Origin of the sequence: Candidatus Lokiarchaeum ossiferum (assembly GCA_025839675.1) — an archaeon.
Classification (GTDB): Archaea; Asgardarchaeota; Lokiarchaeia; order Sigyniarchaeales; family Promethearchaeaceae; genus Lokiarchaeum; species Lokiarchaeum ossiferum.
Window position 1 is genome coordinate 3,215,070 of record CP104013.1, and the last position, 22,700, is coordinate 3,237,769.

23 protein-coding genes are annotated in these 22,700 nt (G+C 31.1%); 12 read left to right on the forward strand and 11 right to left on the reverse strand.

Features of this window, described 5'->3' with window-relative positions:
- Positions 1-58 precede the first annotated feature (58 nt).
- Complete coding sequence (lysS, locus tag NEF87_RS13645) at positions 59-1,792, forward strand: lysine--tRNA ligase (protein ID WP_457916235.1); 1,734 nt, start codon at positions 59-61, stop codon at positions 1,790-1,792.
- 1 nt (position 1,793) lies between these two features.
- Here lysS and NEF87_RS13650 read toward each other — a convergent pair whose 3' ends face one another.
- Entirely contained in the window at positions 1,794-2,045 is a 252-nt protein-coding gene (locus NEF87_RS13650) for a DUF2116 family Zn-ribbon domain-containing protein (RefSeq protein WP_371801977.1), read from the reverse strand.
- A gap of 40 nt (positions 2,046-2,085) precedes the next feature.
- Entirely contained in the window at positions 2,086-5,925 is a 3,840-nt protein-coding gene (locus NEF87_RS13655) for a S8 family peptidase (RefSeq protein ID WP_457916236.1), read from the reverse strand.
- A 100-nt stretch (positions 5,926-6,025) separates the two neighbouring features.
- Between NEF87_RS13655 and NEF87_RS13660 the strand changes: the two genes are divergently transcribed.
- From NEF87_RS13660 to rqcH, 5 genes are all read left to right on the forward strand, one after another.
- Entirely contained in the window at positions 6,026-6,205 is a 180-nt protein-coding gene (locus NEF87_RS13660; protein WP_371801979.1) for a hypothetical protein, read from the forward strand.
- A gap of 128 nt (positions 6,206-6,333) precedes the next feature.
- Entirely contained in the window at positions 6,334-6,717 is a 384-nt protein-coding gene (locus NEF87_RS13665) for a YkgJ family cysteine cluster protein (RefSeq protein WP_457916237.1), read from the forward strand.
- A 54-nt stretch (positions 6,718-6,771) separates the two neighbouring features.
- The gene (pyrI, locus tag NEF87_RS13670) at positions 6,772-7,272 is read left to right on the forward strand and encodes an aspartate carbamoyltransferase regulatory subunit (RefSeq protein WP_371801981.1); all 501 of its coding nucleotides are present in this window, start codon (positions 6,772-6,774) and stop codon (positions 7,270-7,272) included.
- Positions 7,273-7,360: 88 nt separating this feature from the next.
- On the forward strand, positions 7,361-8,725 hold the full coding sequence (locus tag NEF87_RS13675; protein WP_457916238.1) for an LVIVD repeat-containing protein: 1,365 nt from the start codon (positions 7,361-7,363) through the stop codon (positions 8,723-8,725).
- Positions 8,726-8,789: 64 nt separating this feature from the next.
- The gene (gene rqcH, locus NEF87_RS13680) at positions 8,790-10,925 is read left to right on the forward strand and encodes a ribosome rescue protein RqcH (RefSeq protein ID WP_457916239.1); all 2,136 of its coding nucleotides are present in this window, start codon (positions 8,790-8,792) and stop codon (positions 10,923-10,925) included.
- Positions 10,926-10,934: 9 nt separating this feature from the next.
- On the opposite strand, the gene NEF87_RS13685 is transcribed toward rqcH, so the two are convergent.
- Positions 10,935-11,180: a hypothetical protein gene (locus NEF87_RS13685; protein ID WP_457916240.1), complete on the reverse strand. Its 246-nt coding sequence runs from the start codon at positions 11,178-11,180 to the stop codon at positions 10,935-10,937.
- A gap of 68 nt (positions 11,181-11,248) precedes the next feature.
- On the opposite strand from NEF87_RS13685, the gene NEF87_RS13690 reads away from it, so the two are divergent.
- Positions 11,249-11,398: a ribbon-helix-helix domain-containing protein gene (locus tag NEF87_RS13690; RefSeq protein ID WP_371801985.1), complete on the forward strand. Its 150-nt coding sequence runs from the start codon at positions 11,249-11,251 to the stop codon at positions 11,396-11,398.
- Between the two features lie 46 nt (positions 11,399-11,444).
- On the opposite strand, the gene NEF87_RS13695 is transcribed toward NEF87_RS13690, so the two are convergent.
- Together NEF87_RS13695 and NEF87_RS13700 are read right to left on the reverse strand one after the other, a co-directional pair.
- Entirely contained in the window at positions 11,445-11,936 is a 492-nt protein-coding gene (locus NEF87_RS13695; protein WP_457916241.1) for a hypothetical protein, read from the reverse strand.
- Between the two features lies 1 nt (position 11,937).
- The gene (locus NEF87_RS13700) at positions 11,938-12,768 is read right to left on the reverse strand and encodes a hypothetical protein (protein ID WP_457916242.1); all 831 of its coding nucleotides are present in this window, start codon (positions 12,766-12,768) and stop codon (positions 11,938-11,940) included.
- 265 nt (positions 12,769-13,033) lie between these two features.
- Here NEF87_RS13700 and NEF87_RS13705 point away from each other — a divergent pair, with 265 nt between their 5' ends.
- Together NEF87_RS13705 and NEF87_RS13710 are read left to right on the forward strand one after the other, a co-directional pair.
- Positions 13,034-13,216 (forward strand): ribbon-helix-helix domain-containing protein, encoded by a 183-nt coding sequence (locus NEF87_RS13705; RefSeq protein ID WP_371801988.1) that lies wholly within the window; start codon positions 13,034-13,036, stop codon positions 13,214-13,216.
- 106 nt (positions 13,217-13,322) lie between these two features.
- The gene (locus tag NEF87_RS13710) at positions 13,323-13,769 is read left to right on the forward strand and encodes a hypothetical protein (RefSeq protein WP_457916243.1); all 447 of its coding nucleotides are present in this window, start codon (positions 13,323-13,325) and stop codon (positions 13,767-13,769) included.
- Positions 13,770-13,773: 4 nt separating this feature from the next.
- On the opposite strand, the gene NEF87_RS13715 is transcribed toward NEF87_RS13710, so the two are convergent.
- The 3 genes from NEF87_RS13715 to NEF87_RS13725 are packed head-to-tail and all read right to left on the reverse strand — an operon-like array spanning position 13,774 to position 15,932.
- The gene (locus NEF87_RS13715) at positions 13,774-14,142 is read right to left on the reverse strand and encodes a DUF2095 family protein (protein ID WP_457916244.1); all 369 of its coding nucleotides are present in this window, start codon (positions 14,140-14,142) and stop codon (positions 13,774-13,776) included.
- A gap of 52 nt (positions 14,143-14,194) precedes the next feature.
- The gene (gene thyX, locus NEF87_RS13720) at positions 14,195-15,091 is read right to left on the reverse strand and encodes an FAD-dependent thymidylate synthase (protein WP_457916245.1); all 897 of its coding nucleotides are present in this window, start codon (positions 15,089-15,091) and stop codon (positions 14,195-14,197) included.
- Positions 15,092-15,140: 49 nt separating this feature from the next.
- Entirely contained in the window at positions 15,141-15,932 is a 792-nt protein-coding gene (locus tag NEF87_RS13725) for a Nif3-like dinuclear metal center hexameric protein (RefSeq protein ID WP_457916246.1), read from the reverse strand.
- Between the two features lie 121 nt (positions 15,933-16,053).
- Between NEF87_RS13725 and NEF87_RS13730 the strand changes: the two genes are divergently transcribed.
- On the forward strand, positions 16,054-16,473 hold the full coding sequence (locus NEF87_RS13730) for an HIT family protein (protein WP_457916247.1): 420 nt from the start codon (positions 16,054-16,056) through the stop codon (positions 16,471-16,473).
- On the opposite strand, the gene NEF87_RS13735 is transcribed toward NEF87_RS13730, so the two are convergent.
- The 3 genes from NEF87_RS13735 to NEF87_RS13745 all read right to left on the reverse strand — a co-directional run bounded on the left by NEF87_RS13735 (position 16,470) and on the right by NEF87_RS13745 (position 20,334).
- Entirely contained in the window at positions 16,470-16,682 is a 213-nt protein-coding gene (locus NEF87_RS13735; protein ID WP_457916248.1) for a hypothetical protein, read from the reverse strand. The genes NEF87_RS13730 and NEF87_RS13735 overlap by 4 nt on opposite strands.
- Before the next feature lie 308 nt (positions 16,683-16,990).
- Positions 16,991-19,438: a DNA polymerase domain-containing protein gene (locus NEF87_RS13740; protein ID WP_457916249.1), complete on the reverse strand. Its 2,448-nt coding sequence runs from the start codon at positions 19,436-19,438 to the stop codon at positions 16,991-16,993.
- 71 nt (positions 19,439-19,509) lie between these two features.
- On the reverse strand, positions 19,510-20,334 hold the full coding sequence (locus NEF87_RS13745; RefSeq protein WP_457916250.1) for a hypothetical protein: 825 nt from the start codon (positions 20,332-20,334) through the stop codon (positions 19,510-19,512).
- A gap of 390 nt (positions 20,335-20,724) precedes the next feature.
- On the opposite strand from NEF87_RS13745, the gene NEF87_RS13750 reads away from it, so the two are divergent.
- Both NEF87_RS13750 and NEF87_RS13755 read left to right on the forward strand, forming a co-directional pair.
- Positions 20,725-22,167 carry a shikimate kinase gene (locus tag NEF87_RS13750; RefSeq protein ID WP_457916251.1) on the forward strand — a complete coding sequence of 481 codons (1,443 nt, stop codon included), beginning with the start codon at positions 20,725-20,727 and terminating at the stop codon, positions 22,165-22,167.
- A 107-nt stretch (positions 22,168-22,274) separates the two neighbouring features.
- The gene (locus NEF87_RS13755) at positions 22,275-22,691 is read left to right on the forward strand and encodes a roadblock/LC7 domain-containing protein (RefSeq protein ID WP_371801998.1); all 417 of its coding nucleotides are present in this window, start codon (positions 22,275-22,277) and stop codon (positions 22,689-22,691) included.
- Positions 22,692-22,700 lie beyond the last annotated feature (9 nt).

A 22,700-nucleotide genomic window follows, 5' to 3' on the forward strand; every position in this document is an offset into this window, starting at 1 on the left:
TCCTTCATATTAACAAAAAATTCAAAATTTATTCATTCCTACTTACATTTGAACATATATGGAAAATGATAATGATCAAAAATCTCAAGATGAATTTCCAATTCATTGGTTAGAAGGATTAATTCAAAAAATTAATGGACGAAATCTTTCTGAGATTGCTTTATCTACGGGAAAAACACCAAGTGGACATATTCACTTAGGTATCATGAGAGAATTGTTGATATGTGACGCGATTAAGAGAATTTTTGAAGAAAAGGGAAAAATTGTCCATTTCAGATTATTTATAGACAGTTTAGATGCAGCTAAAAGATTTCCTGGATACATCAAAGAGGATTATGCAAAAAAAAATATAGGAAAACCATTTGCTTTAATTCCAAATCCAATAAATCAAAATGATAAAAATTATGCACAATATTTTGGTGAAGAGTTAGAAAGTATCTTTCCTTTATTTGGAATTGGGGCAAAAATCGTCTGGACTCATGAGTTATATAAAACTAAAGAAATGAAAGATATGATTCGGATAGGTTTAAAAAAAAATGAAGAAGTTAAAAGAATTGTTGCAAAATATCTAACAGCCTCTATGTCCGAAGAACAAAAAGACATTTATTTAGAACAACAGAAAACTTGGATGGGGGCCATGGTTATATGTGAAAAATGTCAATGTACTCAGAAAAAACAGAAGGATGGGACAATTTCCCCTAATAGAGTTCTTGAATATGATCAAAAATCCGATTCTTGCTATTATCAATGTCCTGCGTGTGGTTATAAAGGTTCAGTAGGTATAGAGAGCGGACTAGTAAAATTAAATTGGAGACTGGATTGGCCAGCAAAATGGACAATATTCAAAACAACTTGTGAACCGGCAGGAAAAGATCATTGCACTCCAGGTGGATCCTACGATACGGGATTAGATTTATGTAAAAACATCTATGGATATGAGGGCCCAATAAAATTATCCTATGAATGGTTGCGACTCGGAGATCGGGACATGAAAACATCAAAGGGAATCGTTTTCACCCCCGCAAAATTTTTAGAAATGGTTGATCCAAAAATATTAAGGATGTTGATTTTCCAAACTAATCCAAATAAACATATTTCTATTAGAATAGAAGAACTTGAGCAATATTATAATGAATATCAAAGAATTGAAAGAATTTTCTTTGGAAAAGAAGAATCAACTGAAACTGAAAAAAAAGAAGTAGAATTCATCTATCCGTTAATTCAAGTTGATAAAGTTCCCAAAGAATTTCCCGCCCAAATTCCTCTAAAACTTGTGACAGTTTTAGCTCAATTGAAATCAGTTTTAAAAGAGGAGATTATATTTTCAAAAGCAAAAGAATATCTCATTTCAAATGGAAATACTTCAAATCTTTCAATTGAAGAATTTCGGATCATTATAAAGCGAGCTTTAAACTGGATTGATGAAATGCAAAGAATCATTAATACAGAAAAAGATCCAGGAAAAGTTAAAAAATTAAAACAAAAAACAGAAATCTTCACATTTGTGCCCGAGATAACACAAAATATTCGAAAAAATCTTGATCAATCTCAAGTTGATGCTTTAAAAAGCTTTTTAGATCATACTAAAGAAATGGCAGCATTCACAGAGGAAAATGTCAAAAATGTAATGATGAGCATAAGAGAAAAATTAAATATTAAACCGATGAAGATATTTCAAGCATTTTATCGTATATTCTTGGATGCAAAAAAAGGACCTCGTTTAGGACCTTTAATGACGATGTTAGATAAATCTTGGATTGAAAATCGAATAAAAGAAGCAATTCAAGAATAAACTATTTTGAACTTGTAATTGCAATGATAATGAAAACAATGATCATGATAGCGTATGAACCGACCATTATTATCGTTCTTTTTCTTTTACTTTTTTTTTGACCCTGAATTTGTCCAGAACATTCCATTGAACAATATTCATCAAATTCATTCCCTTCTTCTGGAATCATTTTTTTACATACAGAACAATGCTTATGAGGAAAAACTGATTCTAAGTCCTTGTATTGATTATATTTAGATGAAAATTTTGACATAAACTCACAATTCTAAAAGATTGATAAAAAAAAAAGGTAGCTAAAATTTCATGGTTTGGTTCTTTTTGAAAATGTGACTTTTATAATTGATAATTATTATGGACACACCAAGAAGAGCCAAAACAATAATAATTGGCAAAAAGTTGTTTAAGTTTGGAATATCGTAGTAAAGATAAAATAGAAGAAATTCACTGGATGATCCTCCATCCGAATCCCGAACGGTTATCCACAATAAGGTAAAATAATTGATCATATCTGTTTGTAATGATTGATCTCTTATATTACCTGCACGAGAATAATTCAAGCTTTCTGGGAATGAAAAAACACTACGGTGAGAATTATCTTCCGAATTATATTCAAAATTCAATGTTGGAAATTCTTGAGGATTTAATAAATTAATAAAACCATTATAAACCAAGATTGGAACTATTGACGCGACCACTGTCAAATCCTCATTCGAATCTTCAAAAGACACTTTTTCTTCAGTAAATACAGTTAAACTGTAGGGAGTTCCCAACTTTGCTGAAATAGGATAGATTGATCCACCAGATTGTGTTGTAGAAAATTTTACATTGGAAAAAAGAGATTTTCCAAAATCTATTTCAGGAATATAATTTTGAACACTGAAAAGAAATCTATCCGGAGAAAAATCAATACATTGAGTAGAAGAATTATCTTGAGTGAAACAATAAGCATATCCCTCACCGCCCGTAGTGATTTCGGATGAATTTATTTGAATCTTGTAGAAAAAATCAGAGAGATTATGGATACTTACTCTACCTTTCAGTTCGGATAGTCTATTTGATGCCAAATATGAATCTGAATAGATTGAAATATATGATTCCAATTGATTGTTTGACGGGCTATTCACATATAAGGCAGGTTTTGATTCAATAGAGCGATTTATTTCTACATTATCATCTGTAATATTAGAATACCCCTGAATTTGATAAGGATAATAATAGAACTCAAATGAATCTTGGATTATTTCGGAATTTTTTGCAATTTTCGTTACAATCCTAAGTGCTTCTTGACTGGTTGCTTCGTTCTCTAAGAAAAGATTCAGATTAAAATGATTATCAATTTTTTCGATTTGATTTGAAAGAGGACTTTCTGTACCATTTCCATAAATGATTGTGGTGTTAATGCTTTCTCCAGGGATAAATTCATCTTCAAATTTATTAATATAATTATTAAACACGTTGATTGATATATTCAGATAATTTTCTGTTGTATTTTGTCGTTCAAAATCATGAGATATCTCAATTGGATCAAGTGGCATTAAATAATCAACCAAATTTAATAATAATTTAGAATGATTTGAGTAATAAGTTGGATCATTATAATATGAATTACCAAAAGTATGGTAATCTCCAAAAGCAACTATTTTTCCCTTTCCATTTTCAGTCGAATCATAACATGAAACAACACACTTACCATCTATTGAGGCAAGTGCCTCTGCATTTCCAGATGTTTCAAAAGAATTTCCGAACAGAAATTTGAAACTATCAATATTTGAAAAGATTGAATGCTGTTGATCTAAGTTCGATACAACGTAAGGTTGAACACTAGCTCCAATTGAATAATCTCTAAAATTGAAAATATTTTTTTCTGTTATACTTATCCCCGAGTTAAGAGCAGAAAAAAGAGAGTTGATTGAATCAATACACATTTTATTCGATTTTGTACCTAAAAATAAAATTGATCCCCCTCTATTAAAGAAGTTTACAATTGTTGTACGTTCAAATTCAGAGTAAGCTAAGATTGGGGTTTGTAAAACGAGCAGATCAATATCAGCTAACGAGCGAGGTGATAGAATTTCTGCATCCGAACTTGAAAAATATCCTGAAGTCCAATTTTGCATCTTATAAGAAATACTATAGTTTTGATGCGATAAATCATACATCATATTATAGAGTTGGATCTGAGAATAGATCGGAGATTCTGAAGGATAAAGGTCATTAAGACCATGAAAACTTTCAAAATAGATCTTCTGTTTAGGAATTGCAATAGAGATATTAATTAAAACGCTATCTAATATTCTATTTGAAATTCTATCAGTTATATTTACAGTACCAAGTCTATTACCTGCAATGGCAGAATTTTTTATATGTATTTCCAATGGAAAAGATATAATTCCATGATAATCTAGAGAAAATTCATTTTCGGGAGTATTAAATTCAATTCCGACTAAGTTAGGTAATTCTATGGAAATATGACATTCAGAGCCAGAATAGATGGAAAAATTCATTCCTTGATAATCTCCAGGAAATCGTAATAAATCAAATGGAGCATAAGGAATTTGTCTTGGAAAAAGAAGAACTTGATTATTTACACTATCTGCCTGTTTTTTTATATTGCCTAGATAATCCAAAGATTTACTGACATTAATCAACCCAGCACCTTGAGCAGCACCATATCCTTCAGGAGAGGGTCTTTCTATCACTGAAGAGCCCTTGATGAGTGCATTACGAATGGATTCAGGCGTAGATTCTGGAAAAGCTTCAAGAAGGATTGCAACGGCCCCAGCTACCATAGGACATGCCATGCTTGTACCAGAAAGAGGTATATAACCAAATTGATTTTTAGAATTAATTAGTGGGTTAGCATAAGTATAATCCAAGGAAAGAATTGAATCTAAAGAATCGGTGGAAATGATATTTACCCCCGGTGCACAAATATCTGGTCCGATTTGATTTGAAAAGGAAGGACCAACACTACTAAATGAAGCAACATGATTGTTTATATCAGTTGCACCGACAGATATCGAGTATAACCCCGTTCCAGGAGTTCCTGCAGTATAAAAATTTGGGCCGCTATTTCCCGCGGAAGTAACGACAACAATACCCGATTCAACTGCTTTCTGAATGGCCAATGTTTCAACATTCCAAACCTCAGGAATATTCAAGCCAAAACTCATACTAATAATTTGAACTCCTATTTCCATGCACCATTCAATCGCTGCAACTACATCTGATTCTTCTATAGTTCCACTCGAATTTGAGATTTTCGCATTTATAAATTCAACTTCTGGTGCAACTCCACGAAATTTTCCATTTGATGTTATGCCATTACCTCCAGCTATTCCAGCACAATGAGTTCCATGACCATAGCAATCGTAGGTATAATCTTCAATGGAAACGGCTCTTTCGTAGGTAAAATTCTTGCTCGCAAATATTCGAGATTGTGAAGGATTTCCATCTTCAAAAAAATCGGGGTGAACAGATATACCAGTATCCATAATTGCCAATTTAATGCCTTTACCAGTATAATTTACATTTGACATGCCTATGGCATCCAACCACCAGTTTTCGTCACTAAAGGGAGCATTCCACTTAGAATTATCTGAAAAAAGGTTTTGAAATCTTGACGAGGCTAAATTAGTTCGATGATCCTGCGATAAAAAACGAATTGATCTAAAATTTTCAATATTATCAATAACATGGGCTAAATATTGGTTTTCAACTTCAATTGAAGTACAAGGGAGAATATCATAATTATAACCAATCTTAACTTTTGGAAACCAGGTTTTTAATAGTTCTATTCGATTATTTTTTGAAATATGGTCCTGAAAATACACTATAATTTTAACTTCAGTACTTAATGGTAAATTGTTTGAAATTTCAATCAGTTTTGAATCAATTTTATTGCTTAAACTAAAGAAAGAAGATAATTTTGATTTCGGCTCCATGAAAGATGAATCAACATCCTGATTGAATGATTGGAAAATAATATCCTGATTTTTTTTGAATGTATCTAATTCTCTAATTGATATTGCTTTAGAATTTCGAAAATTCAATGTGGAAATAGTAGATATGGGTAATAAAAAGAGAATTATGAATGTTACCAATTTTTGTCTTATTCTTCTTGGAATTTGCATTTTCTTCACATTATTATTTATATTGTAAGATCAATAGAAATGAAAAAATTTTAAATTTATGTCGAACAACTCTCTTTATATCAAAATATATGTGATAATTATGGGATTATATACATTAGTTGAACAATTATTGCCAGAATCATTTTCACTTTATCAATTTATGGCAGTGTTAGATATGGAACAAGATGATGCACGTGAAGCTCGAAATATTTTAAAGCAATTCTATTTACGAGGTTTAGTTAAAAGAAATTCAAAAAATATGTACATTAAGGTAAAGTAAATTTCAAACAATCTTTTTTCTAATTCTCTACTACAACCAATAACACGAAGCTAGATCGTACTTAAAAAGTGATTTAAATTTTTACCCAAAATTCAATAAATTTAATGACTTCATATATAATTATATAAATGAAAATTTGTAAAACATGTGGAATTTGTTGTCAATCAACTGAAATGGAACTAAGCATAAAAGACATTAATAGGATTGAAGAATCAAATAAAACTAAACATACAAAAGACGATTTTTGCTCTTTTGAAAATGGTTATTATTTATTAAAAAACGTCAATAATAGTTGCATTTTTTATGATTTAAAACTAAAACAATGCCAAATTTATTCTGTTCGCCCCGAAGGATGCAGATTTTATCCAATGATCTATAATATAGACCAAGATAAATGTGAGCTAGATTCTGATTGTCCGTATAGGAATCAATTTTACCAACATCCTCCAGTTTTTAAAACCAAATGTAAAGCTTTAAGAAAATGGGTAAATGCAAATCTACTGAAAGATTAGGAACAAATAAATAAATTTTAAAATAAAATCATATTCAATAGTATGGAGCATAAAATGTCAGATATCCCCTTAGAAAAAGAAACAAAAAGACTGTATGTTGAAAGAATTTGTAATGGCACAGTGATTGATCACATCAGAGCAGGTTTTGCGTTTTCTGTACTAAAAATTCTTGGTTTAGAAGGTAGAGACGGCAAGCTAATTACAGTTGGAATTAATGTTAAATCCAATTCATCACAAAGTGGTAAAAAAGATATTGTGAAAGTTGAAAATATTTTATTAGATGAAAAACAAATCCACCAAATAGCCCTTATCTCCCCAATGTGCAAAGTTTCTTTCATTGAAGATTATAAAGTTGTGGAAAAATTAGTAGTCAAAATACCAGAGATGATATTAGGAATAATTAAGTGTCCTAATGAGAAATGCATAACAAATGTAGAACGGGAACCTGTAGCAACAGAATTTAAAGTACTTAAAGAAGAACCTTTGAAAGTAGCGTGTAACTATTGTGAACGAATTGTTTATAAAGAAGAAATGTTACGCACAAGTTTTTCTTGAGAAAAAGTAAAAAACCAAAATTTTTTTGATTACTTTTAATTTTGATCATGTAGTTTTAACAACCAATATAATTATAATGTGAAAAGAAGTGGCTAAGAAAAAAAAGAAAAAAATAATGTACAAGGTAAAAACGAAGGAAAAAGTCGCAGATATTGAGAAAAAAAAAGAGATAACCAAAGAAGAAAAATTCTATTGGGTTAGAGTTGCTGTTGCTGCTGTTTCCGCACTTTTAGGAGTACTGGTCTTTAAACTTGTCGGTTGGTGGATGTTTTTGTATATGATGCTGCTACTTTTGGGATGGCCGTTCATTCAAAGTTTCTTAATATTTAAATTACCCTATCAAAAAGATAAGTGGGATTGGAAACAGATATTAAAAACTGGGATCGGAGGTCATTTCTTTACATTCATGTTCATCTCTACAATTTGTTTTACTCTTGTATCTTATCCTGCTTGGGATGATCAATTAAGTAATCCCGCTGATACCTACGATATCCAAATCGAAGGAAATATGGTGTATATTGCAGATGGTACAAATGGATTTGTTATTTTGGATATCACCAATCCGAATCACAGAGAATTGATGAGTTCTTATAAAATAGATGGGCTTAATGCACAAAAAATTTTTGTTGCCGATGATATTGGCTATTTAGCAGATTCAAATAATTCAATTCTCCTTTTTGATTTAAGCGATGAAACTAATCCAATATTGTTATCTAAATACCAATATTCTAATAGCATTGCAAGTATTTCTGTACAAGGTAATTTAGCATATGTAGCAATAGGAAATGAAGGTTTATCTATTTTAGACGTATCAACTCCATCGAACCCATCTCAAGTAGGAAAAATTGATGGAAGCATAAGTGATGTTGTAGTAATTAATAATACAGCATATTTGACAGATTTTAATGAGGGTTTGAAAATAGTGAATGTATCAGATGCTACCCATCCTATTATTATGTCAACACTCAATTTAGAAGGCCAAATGATGGATTTGGAAATTTCGGATTCCATAATTTTCATTGCTGCTGGTGAAAAAGGAATGCATATTGTTAATTCAAGTGTATTAGACAGCCCCCAATTACTTGGAAGTTATAATTCAACAGCAAATGCAAGTTCTATCGTTGTTAATGGAGAATCAGCATATTTATCAAATGGAGAACAAGGAATTTCATTTATTGATATTTCAGATTTATCGAATCCTGTAAATATAACGGATGATAAACTCTACAATACAATCGGTCCAGCTTATGATTTAGCAATTTACAATGATTATTTGGTTGTAGCTGATGGGACAAAAGGATTAACATTGATCTATCTCCCAGAACCAGCAGCTGAACCAGATGAAATTGTTGCTACTGCAAATAAAACTATCCCCTTTGGATGGACATGGGGAATTATATCGCTGATAACTGTAACAAGTTTAGTTTCCGCAATTAAAAAGAGAGAAAACTAAACAATTTTAATTCTATTTTTTTAAATATTAATTTTAACAATATTCTAAAAGGATTGCAATCAAAATGGCAACCAATATAAATAATCTCAAACTAATCAAGAAATCCATCAGCAATATCGATATTTTTGTCCTTTCTCATGAATTAAATGCAGTTTTGGAAGATGGTTTTATTCAAAACATTTACGAAGTACCAAGTAAAGAAGGGAAAATACTTCTAATCAAATGTAGATCAAAGGATGGAAAAAAAAACATCATCATTGATCCAAAACGAAGAATCAATTTCACTGAATTTACTTATCCTGTTCCCCCTTTTCCATCACAATTTATTACTTCGCTTAGAAAATATATGAAAGGGAGGAGGATTGAACGGGTTTATCAGTATAAACTCGATCGAATACTAATATTTCAATTAAAATCTTCAGAAGGAAAACCATGGAAATTCATAGTCGAGTTTTTTGGAGGGGGAAATTATATTCTGGTAGATGGAGATGATATGACGTACATGGCTAAAAGTTATAAAAAAATGCGAGATCGAGCCATTCTTGCAAAAAAACCTTATTTATATCCCCCTTCAAGGGGTGTGGATTTGTGGGATATTAATGACGATTTATTCATTGATCATTTAAAAGAGTCCACAGGTGAGCTGGTAAGAATTATTGCCCGTTCTTTTAATGTTGGAGGGGCTTTTTCCGAAGAAATTTGTAAAAGGGCAAATATTGATAAAAAATCGGAAGTTACTAACCTATCTAATGATCAAATGTGTCTCATTTATAATACAACGAAAAATATGATAGAATCTCTTCAAAAATCGAAATTTTCTCCTAGACTAATTCTAAATAAAGAAAATATTCCAGTTGGATTTGAACCTATTGAGATGCAATTATATTCGAACTTCGATTCAAAAAAATTAGAAAGTTTTAATCAAGTTGTTGATGAATTTTTCTCTAGATTTGATTCGGATGAAATTTTTGATGGAGAAGTAAAAGAATCTCAAGGAAAATTATCGAAAAACGAGAAAATATTAAAAAAGCAATTAGAAAAAATTGATGAATCAAAAAAAATTCGCGAAAGATCGATAACACAAGGACATTTAATTTATCAATATATACCTCAGATAGACACGTTAATTAATACAATAATGACTCAAAAACGAGAAAAAAAGAGATCTTGGAAAGAAATTACAAATATATTAAAAATGGGAAAAGAAAAACAAATTCCAGAATGTTTAATTTTTGATAAAATTTTTGAAAAAGAAGTGGCTGTTCAAATAAAACTGGAAGAGAATTTGTTTAAACTTGATCTAAAGAAAAGTGCCATTGATAATGCTCAAATAATTTACGATAGAGCAAAAAAAGCGAAGAAAAAGATAATTGGGGCTAAAAAAGCATCAATCGATACAAAAAAGAAAATAGAAAGACAAAAGGAAGTCCATGAAGATGTTGAAGCAAGAAAAGCTATACTCTTAAAACGTCCAAAAATGAAATGGTACGAAAAATTTAGATGGTTCATTTCAAGCGATAATTTTTTAATAGTAGGGGGAAGAGATGCCTCATCAAATGAAGCAATTGTAAAAAAACATATGAGCAAAAACGATCTTTTCTTTCATACTGACGTTAGAGGTGCTTCAGTGTGTATAATAAAGAATGATGATAATCTAAATATTCCAGAACAAACTATTAAAGAGACTGCGAATTTTGCATCTTGTTATTCATCAGCATGGAAACAAGGATGGGGAAACGCCGACATATTTTACGTTCATCCCGAGCAAATATCGAAATCTCCCAAATCAGGGGAATATCTAAAAAAGGGCTCTTTTATTGTAAACGGAACGAAAAATTTCTTAACCAAACCATTTCTTGAAATTGGAATAGGAGTTAAATTAATTTCTGCAAATGATCAAAATGAGGAAGAGGCAGATTCCACAAATGAAAACTCTTCTTTAAATGAAGAGGGAGAGGAAAAACAATTCTATCCAATGGTGTTGGCTGGTCCAATTTCTGCATTAAAATTACAAACTAACAATTTCGTTCGAATAAAACCATCTAAAAGTGGGTTAAAAACGAGTAAACTTGCGAAGAAAATTCTTGGAAAATTTATTTTCAAAGCGAGACCTTCAGAAAAAAAATGGGTCCGATTAACCTCTATCGATGATCTCATCCGTATAATTCCAACCGGTTCAGCTGAAATAGCTCAAAAATAAAATTAATAACTAAGATTCTTTTTTTCTTTCGGTTTCTTCAATTCTTTTTTCCAGATTATGTAATTTCCCTTCTAATCGTTCCACAGTAGATGATAAGGACTGAATTATTTTCTGAAGATTTCCAGCAACAGCTCCAAAGTGATCTAGGCTTTCTGCTAATTGATCTTCTTCAAATACATCCTCTATTGTATTTTCTTCACTGATATTATTAGTTTTGCTTGTTATGGAAGTTTTATTTGAAACCTTTTTTTGCATAAACACCATTTCCGGTATCATCACGATATTGTTCAGGAATAAATAAAAATTTATTTATATATTCTTTGATGAAATTAATTACATTAAATCTTCCGGAACCATATCTTGAGGGACTTGAAAAATTGGTTCAAGAAGAACTCTATCCAAATCGATCTGAAGCAATCAGGCACGCAGTTCGCGATTTAATAAGAAAGGAAAAAGCATTTACTCCATTATAATATTTAAAGAAAAACAAAAAGTGCAAAAAAAGGATGGATATTTGACTTATTCAATATCTAATTCGTTGTTAACTTTCCCTTGAATAAAATACATATATGTTAGGACAATCGCAACTCCGCAAGCACAAATCACAAAAATTAACCCACTTGTAGTTGCTTGAATTAACGTAATTATTAATAGTACCAATAATTCTTTCCAAGACATTAAATATCCAGATAATTCTCGATAATTAGCAACTGAAATTAAAGTAAAGAAGAAGAATGCAATGATTGAAATTGTTTTGATAAGGATATCTGCAATATAAATAAAGGGCATTCCTTCATTATTCTCAACTTTAAGTGCTGCTTCATTAACCAAATCAACCCACCCATTAATAGCTAATCCATTGAATAAAAATGAAATGATCAAAAATATAGCAGCAATGAGATATGTTATGAAAGATGACTTAAACATAGATTGTTTCAATATTGCTTTTTGATTTTCTAAATCACGTAATTTTTCTTGTCGAGTTTTTTTCTTTTTTTCAATTTTTGGCATTTTACTTTCCCCCCTCACGAATTTCTCCAACTTTTGATTTGGAAGACATTAAGACAAGGCCATACACAACAAAAATGCTTGAAACAGAAATCATAACGATTATTATATATTTTTCGACATTTATATCTACCTCTATAACTGTATCATCTGTTGCACTAGATTCTCGTCCAATTTGAATTAATAATGGGTCAGATTCATATATCACTTCATTTGTAAAATTTAATCCAACTTTGATGGCATAAGTACCTCTTCCTACAATTATAGCATCTTGACTTGAATTTGTTGAATTCGATTTAACTTTAAATTCATAATATCTAGTCTCAGGGTTTGTAGTATTGCTATATCTTGCTTTTCCTTCAAATGAGACAGTAGAACTTGCATCAGAATCTGTTACATATTCCCCATCAGATAAAAATAAGTCTTGACTGGTAGAAGTCTCATTCCCCTTTTCATCAGCATTCAACATCGTAATTTGCTTCTTATCATAGAAATTTTCAGATGAATTATCAGAAGAAATTTGAATTGAGAATGTTTCAGAAGATGAGGTACAAATAAAATCTGTTTCAATCAGAAAATATAGATTGTTCTCATCATGTTGTACAAAAAGTTTAAATTGTAAATCTAAATAACATACTGAAGAATTGATACCTTCAGCCAACCATGAATCATCTATATTACCATTAATCTCGGGAGAATTACTAAGATTGTTTGAAATAATCTCCGTACGACTCCAATTACCCGATTGAGCAGAACCCATTAAGATGGATGAAGAGATTATTGAAACGGAGAAAAGTAATAAGATAGATATTGAAATACTTTTTCGCGACATCATTTACACTATATTCTCCAAATTATGAAAATTTTTTAAACTTGTTGTTCAATTATTTTGTCATAATGAAATTGAAAGGTTAATTTTTCAAAATTCAGTTTTAAGACTTAAAATACAAAGATTTGAGTTTTCAATTTATATTCGTTACTTCGATGCAGACAAAATTCGATAAAATATATATCTCTACATAATATGCAATATTAATTAGCTTTATTTCTCCATATTATTTAGATATTATTCACGTATATCGAATAGGATTTGATTTAAAATGAGATTAATAACAGTTCACTTGCCGGAAGCTTATCTTGCTGGAATTGACAAATTAGTTACAAATGAAGCCTACCCCAACCGATCTGAAACCATCAGAGTAGCCGTTCGTGATTTGCTCAAAGCTGAATTAGGTGGATTTATAAGATATGAAACGAAAGAAGTTCCAGATCTTCTGAATTAAGCGTTTTTTTTTCTTTGTTTATTTCTAGATTTAATATGTCTATTACTTGGCAATCTTTATATTTATCTAGAACATTATACAAACCAGAAAGAAGTGAGAAATATCTATGAAGCAATGGCAGATAACAGTAAAAATTGCAGATGAACCCAAAGAGGATCTTATATTAGCAGATATTAATGAATTTTTAGAAGGATATCTTACTGTCCATCGGAATTTCTTTGATGAATTACTTAATATCGTGAAGATGATCAAAAAATATGTAATTGGCAAAGGAATTGAAAAAATTTTGGGCCCTGATAAAAAGGATTGGACACATAATTCTTGGGTTTTAGTAATGTTTAAAGATAACGAAAAAAATATCCCGTTTTGGTTATTATTAAAACGCGAAAAAGATTTAAACGGAAATTTAGTCGCTATTGGGCCTGAAAAATTTGTCGATTATTGTAAAAAATCAACGGATCCAGATGATGAAATTAAGAAATTAATGGAATATATTGTTGCTTATCCTCAAAAGTTCAAGGTTTCCATAATAATTCCTAATTTTGTTGAATAATTTTTTATCTTCTATATTCTCTTTCATAAAATCCTCGAGATTTGTGTTTTCCAAAAGACAATAAACCTTCGGATTCTAACCGGGTTCGAAACTCCAGCGCTTGATCATAAGATATTTCACCATTATTCTCTAAATAATCAATAATCTCAATAGCTTGTTCATTTGTTGAACATCTTCTAATGAAATCAATTGCAGTTGGATCTTTTGGTTTTTGGGGGTTTTGTCGAATACCAGAAATTGGTACTGTCGCTTTTTTATTACTTTCCAACATTTCAGATGCCAAATTGGGTAACGAAGTAACAAATTCCTCTTTTTCATATTCTACTGTCAACTTATCATCAGAAAGCGTAGCTCTCGATTTATTTTTATTCATAATATCTCACTAAAAATAAAAGAAAACCCAAATTTTATTTTTTTGGGAAAACTCAATCATTTTTTTTTTTTAGGTAATCTAATGAAATAGAATCACCCATTAATGTGCGAATCTTATCCTTAAACTCGATTTTTTCTAACTCAGCTAACGATGGTGTTTTATTTTTATCAAAATATTCTGATACTTTTTCATTTATGTCAATATTTGCTTCGGACAATATTTTTTTGAGAACATTCAATTCAGGAAAAGAAAAATGCAAAGAGTTTTTCATATAATCCCGCCATGCTTGAATCGTTATCGGAAAAAATTTTTCAGCCATTTCTACCATTGCTTCTGCATACTCGCGGATCTCAAATTGCGCGTGAGAATCGGTTCGAAGTGTTAAGAAATTGAGCAAATTTCTAAGGTCTGATTTATAGCAAAAGGTAGTATATAAAGAAAGAGGTAAATTAATTCGTGCAATTTCTCTCGCCACACCTCTTTCTAAATAATTATTATACTTTTTTAATAAATCGTTAGCATCAGAATTAAATTCATCTCGTATTAACTCAGAATCGTTGAGAACAGTTCCAGTTCTCGCTTGTCTATTCCTTCTATCTTGAGTAGTAATCCATTCAGATTTTGGAACATAATACTCATCAGTTGCCTCAGAGTATCGCAAACTAACTTCATTATAGGACCCTGTTCTATGTCTAAACCATTGTCGCGCCACAAAAAGTGGACAACGAATTCTAAAAACCAGCTCTCCAAATTCTAATGGACCAGAATGTTGATGTCTCATTAAATATCTGATTAGCTGTTTGGTTGAAGATACTTTTTTTGTCCCTTTATCATAGGATGTGCGCGCAGCATTTACAATAGCTTGATCAGAACCAAGTACATCTACGAGTTCAACAAATCCATGGTCAAGAATGTTTTTTACTTGTAATAATTCTCCTTTTTTTTCCATCGAGATCAACTTATTCATTCAATGTTTATTAGTAATTTATGAATTCTTATTAGATGATTAATACTGGTTCAGCTGTCTCGATAAAATAAAAATTATCTCTGGGGAACTCTAAAGATAGTATTTTCTGCAGATTTTCCATCCCATGTTTTTCACTTGAATAGTGCGATGCTGCAATTAGATTCAAGTCCATTTTTTTTGCTATTTGGGCTTCTTGATAAGTAAATTCACCAGAAATAATGGTGTTACAACCTGCTCGAATTATATCGATGAAATGACGGCTTTCAATTCCAGTGCCTCCTTTCACTAAAACCTTCTTAACAGTCTTCTTTGGGTTCCCAGCAATTTGTATAAAAGATAATCTTAAATTTCTTTTCAATGTGGTACATATTGATTCCACAGATGTATTCTCTTGGTATGGAAAACCGAATCTACCTAGAGAGTATGTTCTTTCATTTTTAGAAATTCGAAAAGTTCCTTCAATATTGATGCCCGCTTGTTTTGCTAAATTATCTGAAATTCCTCCCTTCGCATTGTGCCATGGTCGATGGATAACAAATAATTTAATATCGCTCAGTGAGAGTAATTTTATCTCATTGTAAATACCATCATTAAAATATGTCATTGACTGATCAGTTAGACCATGATGCGAAATAATTATATGTGATTTAAGTTTTCGGGCTTTCATAATCACTTCTTTATCACACTCGAGTGATATTGCAATATTATGCAAATTTTGATCTTTCATTAGGGAACCGAATTGTAATCCATAAGTTTCATCACTAAATTCAAGATTTTTTGGTGCTAATTTTTCTAATTTTTCCTTCAACATTGAAAAAAGCATAGTTACTTCTGATAGCGGATGTATTAATAAACCCCCACCAAGTAATTTTTTTAATTTTAAAATTAATAATCAAAAAACAAAATGGTTATAACAAGTTAAAAAGTACTTAGACTTGATACATATGAACGATCCCGAATGTTTATTTTGTAAAATTCTTGCTGGTGAGATCCCTAGTTACAAGGTTTTTGAATCAGAATTTACCCTTGCTTTTTTAGATATTGCACCTGTAAGTGAAGGCCACACAGTTGTGATTCCTAAAAATCATTATTACAATCTTCTTGATATCCCAGAAAATGAGATTCTACCATTTTTTAATGATTTAAAAACAGTTGCAAATCTTATCAAGACAAAACTTGGTTGTGAAGGATTTAATATTGTTCAAAATAATTTCCCTGCGGCGGGGCAGGTGATTCCTCACTTTCATTTTCACATTTGGCCTCGTATTTCAAGTGATAAACTCTCTCATTTTCAGCGAAATCCTGAAATTGCAAATAAGGAAGAGATTGAATCAGTTTTTAAGAAATTTACCAATGATTATTAAAAACCAATAATCTTATTCTTTCGTAAAAACCAATTTGGAAGTTGAATCACCTGAGTTTCATCTAAAATTAACGAAAGATCATTTTTTACAATATATTTTGGCACAATTATTCTTCGTTTGAGAGTATCGACATAAATATGAAAAAATTTTGTATCAATTTCTTTAATTTTACCATTAATTTGTGAATATTCTTCTCCGTACAATATCATAGTCAATAGCTTATCTTGAACATCCGACAATAAAAAAAGGGAGAGGGTGATGACTTTTTAAAATAAAAGGATGACCCTTTCATCCCAGATTTCTTCAATTTAGATATTTCCGAGTGGAATTTGAATAGATTTCAGCGTAACTATAAAAAGTCATAAATTAAACTTAAACTTAATTTCCAATTTTTTTTCTATCGTCATCAATCTATCCACTGATCGGTATCAGAACCACAAATCGTGTTCTTAAATATGGAAAGTAATAGGACTTTTTATATTTACTCTAAAAGATTTACATTCTGAGATTTAGAAAATCAGAGAAAATTTTTGATTGAAAGTTGTTTAGGAAGACTTTGCCCGATAAATGGAAGATTACATTGTAATAACTGCATTTTTATCTCATTGGACAAGACAAATGGAACCATATTAACAAAAGCTCGCAATAAAAGTTCTTTATACTTCCCAATATCATAATTCTTACCGCGTTCACGATAAATTTGAACAGGTAAAACTCGATCCATTTTATTAGGGGCACAATCATCTACAATAATAAACGAGATTTTTTGTCCTGCTCCTAGCGGTAAACCCGCCATTTGTAAATGCTTGGCTGCTATTGCTTGATAGTTCAACACACTATATTGTTCTGGTCGACGAGTCAAACGAATATTTACTGCCAGATCATCAATACTAACGGTACCCGATTCTAAATATGCAACATATTTTTTAAACACAGGAATAATAGTCTGTTTCAACAGCTGATCAAAGTTATGCCTGTAAGAGGAAGAGCCAATAACACGCATTAATTCTTCTTGAAATTTTTTAATTAAAATAGGTGAATCATGCCTTCTAAGCTCTAAGCCTCGAACTTTTGCTTTTCCTGAAGGTTTTATCCCCCAATAACGATTAAGAGCACCAATTAATGGATCTGCTTTTGTTGGTAAAAAAGAAATAAACTGGAAGTAATCTTTCGTAGAATCATAAGAAATGGGAATATTTGTTCTTTGTGTGATTTCTTGAGTAATTTTTTGACATTCTGCATGAAAATTCTCCATACTCATTGATTGAGGGGATTGGACGTAGAGTGAATCAACAATTCCATGTAAGTAGTGAATTCCATGTTTTTCAACTATCTCCATACCATCTATCAGAAATTCTCGAGCATAAGCACAAACTGCTTGATGAGCCTCAATACGGCCAAATCGAGCATTTCGAAATCCAAGATATCCAAAGCAAACAACTAATATCCATTTCAGCGCAGTTTGCATTTGATCATATTTCTTTTTTATTCTTCCGTGGCTGGAAATTGCCAATTTTTTGTAATGCATGCGCTTAGTTAACGGGAGACGCAAGGAAAGAGGCACAACCCCAGTTCGTTTTTTACACGTATAATAAGATAATCCTGGAACTTTGATACCATCTTGCTTACAGCAAGGGCAATTTAAGGTTTCAGGAGAAACATTATAAAAAACCATCAAGCTAGGATACATTGACGTGAAATCGAGTTCAGCAACCCGATCAAACATCCCAACTTGAGGGTTTAAAATGTGTCCCCCTCGATCTGAAAGCAAAAGATTCCATCCATTTCGGAAGATTTCTGCATTCTTTTTTTCCTCTGGAATTAAAATTCCTTGCTTAAAAGCGTGATAAAACTGAATTGACTGAAGAGCTCCCCCAATAGTTATACGTGTAAGTCTCTGGAGAGTGATATATGAAATACGCGCGATCTCAACGATTCCATTAATATTTCCATCATCGAAATGCAAAGATCCCATGATGCTAGAATTAATGTGAAGCCTTCCATTCAAATAGAACTGATTTTTGCTTCGATGGATGATTTGTCCGTAAGAAAAATAGCTATCAGCACCATTCATCCTGAACCGGGTTGATTTTAAAGGAGTCGAATCCCGAGAAAGTGTGAATGAATTGATAAGATCCAAAAAAGAACAACGAGATAACAAGTAAGGAAAAATAGTTTCATCACCCTTATGTGTAAAAATGACATCTGGATCGATACGCTTTATTGCAACTTGCAAGAATTCAAGAGTTTCATATTCTGAAGATTCTTGAATAATTATTTGTTGAGCACCATGTTCATCCTGGAAAATCATATCACGCGAAAATCTTAGAGAAAGATCGATAGGTGAACTATCGGGATCTAATGTTAATTTTATACTATGGAGAGAATCAGAAGTGCTAGTCACAAAATTATGTGATTTCGATTGAATTTCCATCCAAATAATTCGTAATGGAGGAAGATCATAGTCAATAGCTTCATTTGAATCAGCTAATTGTATAGAAGAAATAAACAATTGTGAGTTTTTTTTCTTGAAACCAACCCTGACTTTTCCAAATGGAAACAAATCTGTTGAATAAAAGAAGATCTGTACAAGAGGCAAATCTACATTGAACAGTTCAAAAATGTTCAACCTTCGAATCGTTTCTACTGTTTTTTTAAACTTAAAAGGAGATTGAACAACTATTTTTAGACAAGGGGAGGGAATAATTGCTTCAGCTCTAATTCTGCGATCACATATATTAACTTCACAAATATCAGGATGTGATCTGATCTGAGCTATTTTTTCTTGATATTTTTGTTCAGAAGATGGAGAAATACTAAAAGGAAAAGAAGCATAGAAAAAAGGATGAAAGGAACGAATTCCTGCAATTACATCACCTGAAGGAAGTTTAAGCCAAATCTTAATTCCTTCTTTGTGGATTTGGGCATCCAAAATCCATGCATCATATAATTTTGAAGATTTCATAATGTCACTTCATCTCAAATCATTTTACTTCTTCAAGTAAACAGTAACTTTCTAGTTTTGTTTTTCTTGCTTTATCGCATCAATTTTTTTGTAAAAAATGAATCCAAAGTAGTTGTTTGAGATTTAACACCACCCCGTGATGAATTTAACCTCCCCTTTTTTATTTCAGCAGGTTTCCAAGATCTTTGCACATTATATGAATAAAAAGGATGTTGATCTAAAGAATATTCAATAAAACGTGGAAATTCTCGAACTCCAATTATAATATTGCTGAAATGTGAAAGTAATTTTCCTCCAGCAGGCCGATAATTTGACTTAGAATGACGAGGTCCTGTTAAAACGATGATTGGATTAGAATGCTGGGTAATACGTTTCAATCCCAAAAAAATCCGATTTAAATCGTTATATGTTTTGATATTCAACAAATTTATCTGTGAGGATGAAACATTTTGAGAGAGATTTTCTTCGAACATCGATGTTAATCCAGCAACTAAGATTAAATCAATCTTTTCGTCAGTCTGAAGTATCAACTTCTCCTCCATCAATTCAACCATTTGATTCCAAGTAAAAGCCCGAGCAACGAGGATTTGCTGGAGAACAAATTCAGGATTAAGACCATTTGATATGGCCATCTTTGAAATCCAATATGGATTGAAACGGTTTTCTCCATCAACATATAATACACGATTCGAAGCTAATCCACCATCAACAGAAGATTTGAATGAATTCACAGCCGTTTTCATCAATATTACAGAAAGGTGTTGTTTGGCCCCATGTAGAAAATGAACCAGCCCTGGAAGAAATCCTCCTCCTAACAGTTTATTCAAAAAAATATCACCGCTGGACAATGAATGTTGTTTATTAATTTGGCTTAAATATTCAGATGCAGAAATCATATTGAGGAAACACTATCCAACTATAATCTATGTTATATCATCAAGAAGGGTCTGTGAAATATTAAATATGGTGAGCCGACAGAATTTTTTATTTACTTAAAATCCGTCAATTTCTCCCCATCAATTTGAAATAGCCTAAAAAACAAATTATTTAGCTACAAACATTCATAGGGGTTCGTTAAATGCAAGAGAGAGATAACAATGGAAGTAGAAAAAAATATATGCGATTTCAAAAGAATAAATGTCCGACAAAAAATAGACAAGCCATTTGAGAATTAAAAATTCAATATATTCCAAATAGATTAACAAAAAATTATTGTCCATTTTTTTTTTTCCATCAAGTGTTCACAAATCTAAATTTTGAAATCCGAAAGTGCATTGTTCATTCATATGAAATCAAATTTTGCGTTTATTGGTTTTATGGGGACAGGAAAATCGACCGTAGCAAAATTATTCTCTCAACAATTTAACCTAAAATTTGTGGAAATTGATGCAGTGATTGAAAAAAAGGCAAAAAGAACAATTCCTGAAATTTTTCATGAAGGAGAAGAGATATTTCGGAAATATGAATCAGAAGTTATTATTGAAAGCACAAGTTTAAGCAATACTTGTATATCTTGCGGCGGTGGAGCCATATTAGATAAAATCAATAGAGAGTATTTATCAAAATCATCCATAATCATATTGTTAGAAGCGACACCCTCCACAATTTTTCAACGAATAAAAGAAGAAGGGATTAAAAAGAGACCCCTTCTTAATAAAGAAGATCCGATTAAAGAAATTACAAATTTACTCATTTCACGACAAGAATTATATCATGAAGTGGCAGATATAATAATTAGTACAGATGACAAGACTTTAGAACAAATTATCAATGAAATTGTCGAAAATCTTGAAAAAAATGATGATGAAAACTTGGTTGATGTGGATTTGGAAGTAGCATTTAATCAAATTAAAGAAGAAATCTCTCAAAAAAAAGAGACTAATAAAAAAACGATCAATTATTATTGCAAAATCTGTGGAAAAAAGCAGGAAATGAAGAAAACTAAATTTTGTAAGGTTTGCAAAATTCCTGTATGCAAAAAATGTCGGAATGGTCAATTTTGTATTAATTGTTGGGTAAATTTCAAAGAAGATCCTCGAAAAACAATCAAATTAACTCAAACTTTGGCATTATTTATTCCCTTTATTACTGTTTTTATTTTGTTAAGTGATGTAATTCGATATTTTATTACAAATATAGTAATTATTTCTATTTTACTCCTGATTTCCTTTGTTGCAAGGTTTCAGATAATTAAAAATCCAACAAAGTTCATTGAACTGAGCTGGTGGCAAAATACTCAAACTGAAAAATATCAAGAAATTTTGAATCCTTTGACACCTGAACGTTATATAAATAAAGAATTGATCCAAAATTATCAAGATCAAAAACAAAAAAAAATCAAGAAACTAAAAAATTGGATTGAAATGGGTGATCAATTAGCAAATATTCCAATCCCAGCCCATTATGAAGATAAAAAACTGCATAAGGGAGATATTTCAGAATATTCAGAAGCTGAATTAGTTTCGACAATTGAAAATCTTGACAAAAATGCAGATAGAAAGAAATGGGAATATTTGTTAATTGACAAACCTTGTCCAAAGTGCCAATCTATTATTAAATTTGCAGATTTTTGTATTGAGTGTAATGAGAGATATTGCCCTAAATGTGGAGAAAATTCCGATTCGTATTCTTTGAAATGTATTTGTGGATATAATTTCGAACCACTCCCTAGCGAGTTCATGAAATGGACTAATACAAATGAAGTTTTATTCCAAAAAAAAAAAGATTGATATGATAATAATAAAAAATGGAATATTAGAGAATTTGAATTATAAAATTTCAGTTGAGGAAAAAATTAAAACCTCAAAAAAACCTATGTAATTAATGGGTGAAGAATTTGTCAGAAATACAACTTGATAAAGATTTGCAAATAGATTTACATCGAATGTTGGAGTTACTTGAAAGTTCGACGGATTTAGAGGGAACGGCTTTAGTAACAAAAACAGGCCTTAGAATAGCGAGTTCTACTCACGCTTCTACAGATGTTGATCAACACAGTGCAAGTCCAGCAACTTTAGTCTCTTTGGCAAATAAAGTATCTCAAGGATTGGATTTTGGAAATTTAAAACAGTTAGTAGTAACGGGCGAAAATGGCTACACAATAATTACAACTACTGAAGAAAGCAAATTTATGTTACTTTCCCATAGCAAACGCGCATCTACATTGGGATATTACTTTCATCGCTTGTCAAAAGCTTTTGGAAAATTAGTTGCCCTCTTGGTTGATATCCAAATCGGGGAAGCGACTTATTAAAGATGCTCA

Excerpts from the sequence above, each read along its gene's own strand:
- NEF87_RS13690 (WP_371801985.1), top strand. The coding sequence starts at position 11,249 with ATGAAATTAATTACATTAAATCTTCCGGAACCATATCTTGAGGGACTT.
- NEF87_RS13740 (WP_457916249.1), bottom strand. The coding sequence starts at position 19,438 with ATGAAATCTTCAAAATTATATGATGCATGGATTTTGGATGCCCAAATC.
- NEF87_RS13655 (WP_457916236.1), bottom strand. The coding sequence starts at position 5,925 with ATGCAAATTCCAAGAAGAATAAGACAAAAATTGGTAACATTCATAATT.
- NEF87_RS13750 (WP_457916251.1), top strand. The coding sequence starts at position 20,725 with ATGAAATCAAATTTTGCGTTTATTGGTTTTATGGGGACAGGAAAATCG.
- NEF87_RS13735 (WP_457916248.1), bottom strand. The coding sequence starts at position 16,682 with ATGATATTGTACGGAGAAGAATATTCACAAATTAATGGTAAAATTAAA.
- NEF87_RS13695 (WP_457916241.1), bottom strand. The coding sequence starts at position 11,936 with ATGCCAAAAATTGAAAAAAAGAAAAAAACTCGACAAGAAAAATTACGT.
- pyrI (WP_371801981.1), top strand. The coding sequence starts at position 6,772 with ATGTCAGATATCCCCTTAGAAAAAGAAACAAAAAGACTGTATGTTGAA.
- NEF87_RS13685 (WP_457916240.1), bottom strand. The coding sequence starts at position 11,180 with ATGCAAAAAAAGGTTTCAAATAAAACTTCCATAACAAGCAAAACTAAT.
- NEF87_RS13730 (WP_457916247.1), top strand. The coding sequence starts at position 16,054 with ATGAACGATCCCGAATGTTTATTTTGTAAAATTCTTGCTGGTGAGATC.
- rqcH (WP_457916239.1), top strand. The coding sequence starts at position 8,790 with ATGGCAACCAATATAAATAATCTCAAACTAATCAAGAAATCCATCAGC.
- NEF87_RS13660 (WP_371801979.1), top strand. The coding sequence starts at position 6,026 with ATGGGATTATATACATTAGTTGAACAATTATTGCCAGAATCATTTTCA.
- NEF87_RS13650 (WP_371801977.1), bottom strand. The coding sequence starts at position 2,045 with ATGTCAAAATTTTCATCTAAATATAATCAATACAAGGACTTAGAATCA.
- NEF87_RS13705 (WP_371801988.1), top strand. The coding sequence starts at position 13,034 with ATGAGATTAATAACAGTTCACTTGCCGGAAGCTTATCTTGCTGGAATT.
- thyX (WP_457916245.1), bottom strand. The coding sequence starts at position 15,091 with ATGGAAAAAAAAGGAGAATTATTACAAGTAAAAAACATTCTTGACCAT.
- NEF87_RS13700 (WP_457916242.1), bottom strand. The coding sequence starts at position 12,768 with ATGATGTCGCGAAAAAGTATTTCAATATCTATCTTATTACTTTTCTCC.
- NEF87_RS13710 (WP_457916243.1), top strand. The coding sequence starts at position 13,323 with ATGAAGCAATGGCAGATAACAGTAAAAATTGCAGATGAACCCAAAGAG.
- NEF87_RS13725 (WP_457916246.1), bottom strand. The coding sequence starts at position 15,932 with ATGCTTTTTTCAATGTTGAAGGAAAAATTAGAAAAATTAGCACCAAAA.
- NEF87_RS13745 (WP_457916250.1), bottom strand. The coding sequence starts at position 20,334 with ATGATTTCTGCATCTGAATATTTAAGCCAAATTAATAAACAACATTCA.
- NEF87_RS13665 (WP_457916237.1), top strand. The coding sequence starts at position 6,334 with ATGAAAATTTGTAAAACATGTGGAATTTGTTGTCAATCAACTGAAATG.
- lysS (WP_457916235.1), top strand. The coding sequence starts at position 59 with ATGGAAAATGATAATGATCAAAAATCTCAAGATGAATTTCCAATTCAT.
- NEF87_RS13715 (WP_457916244.1), bottom strand. The coding sequence starts at position 14,142 with ATGAATAAAAATAAATCGAGAGCTACGCTTTCTGATGATAAGTTGACA.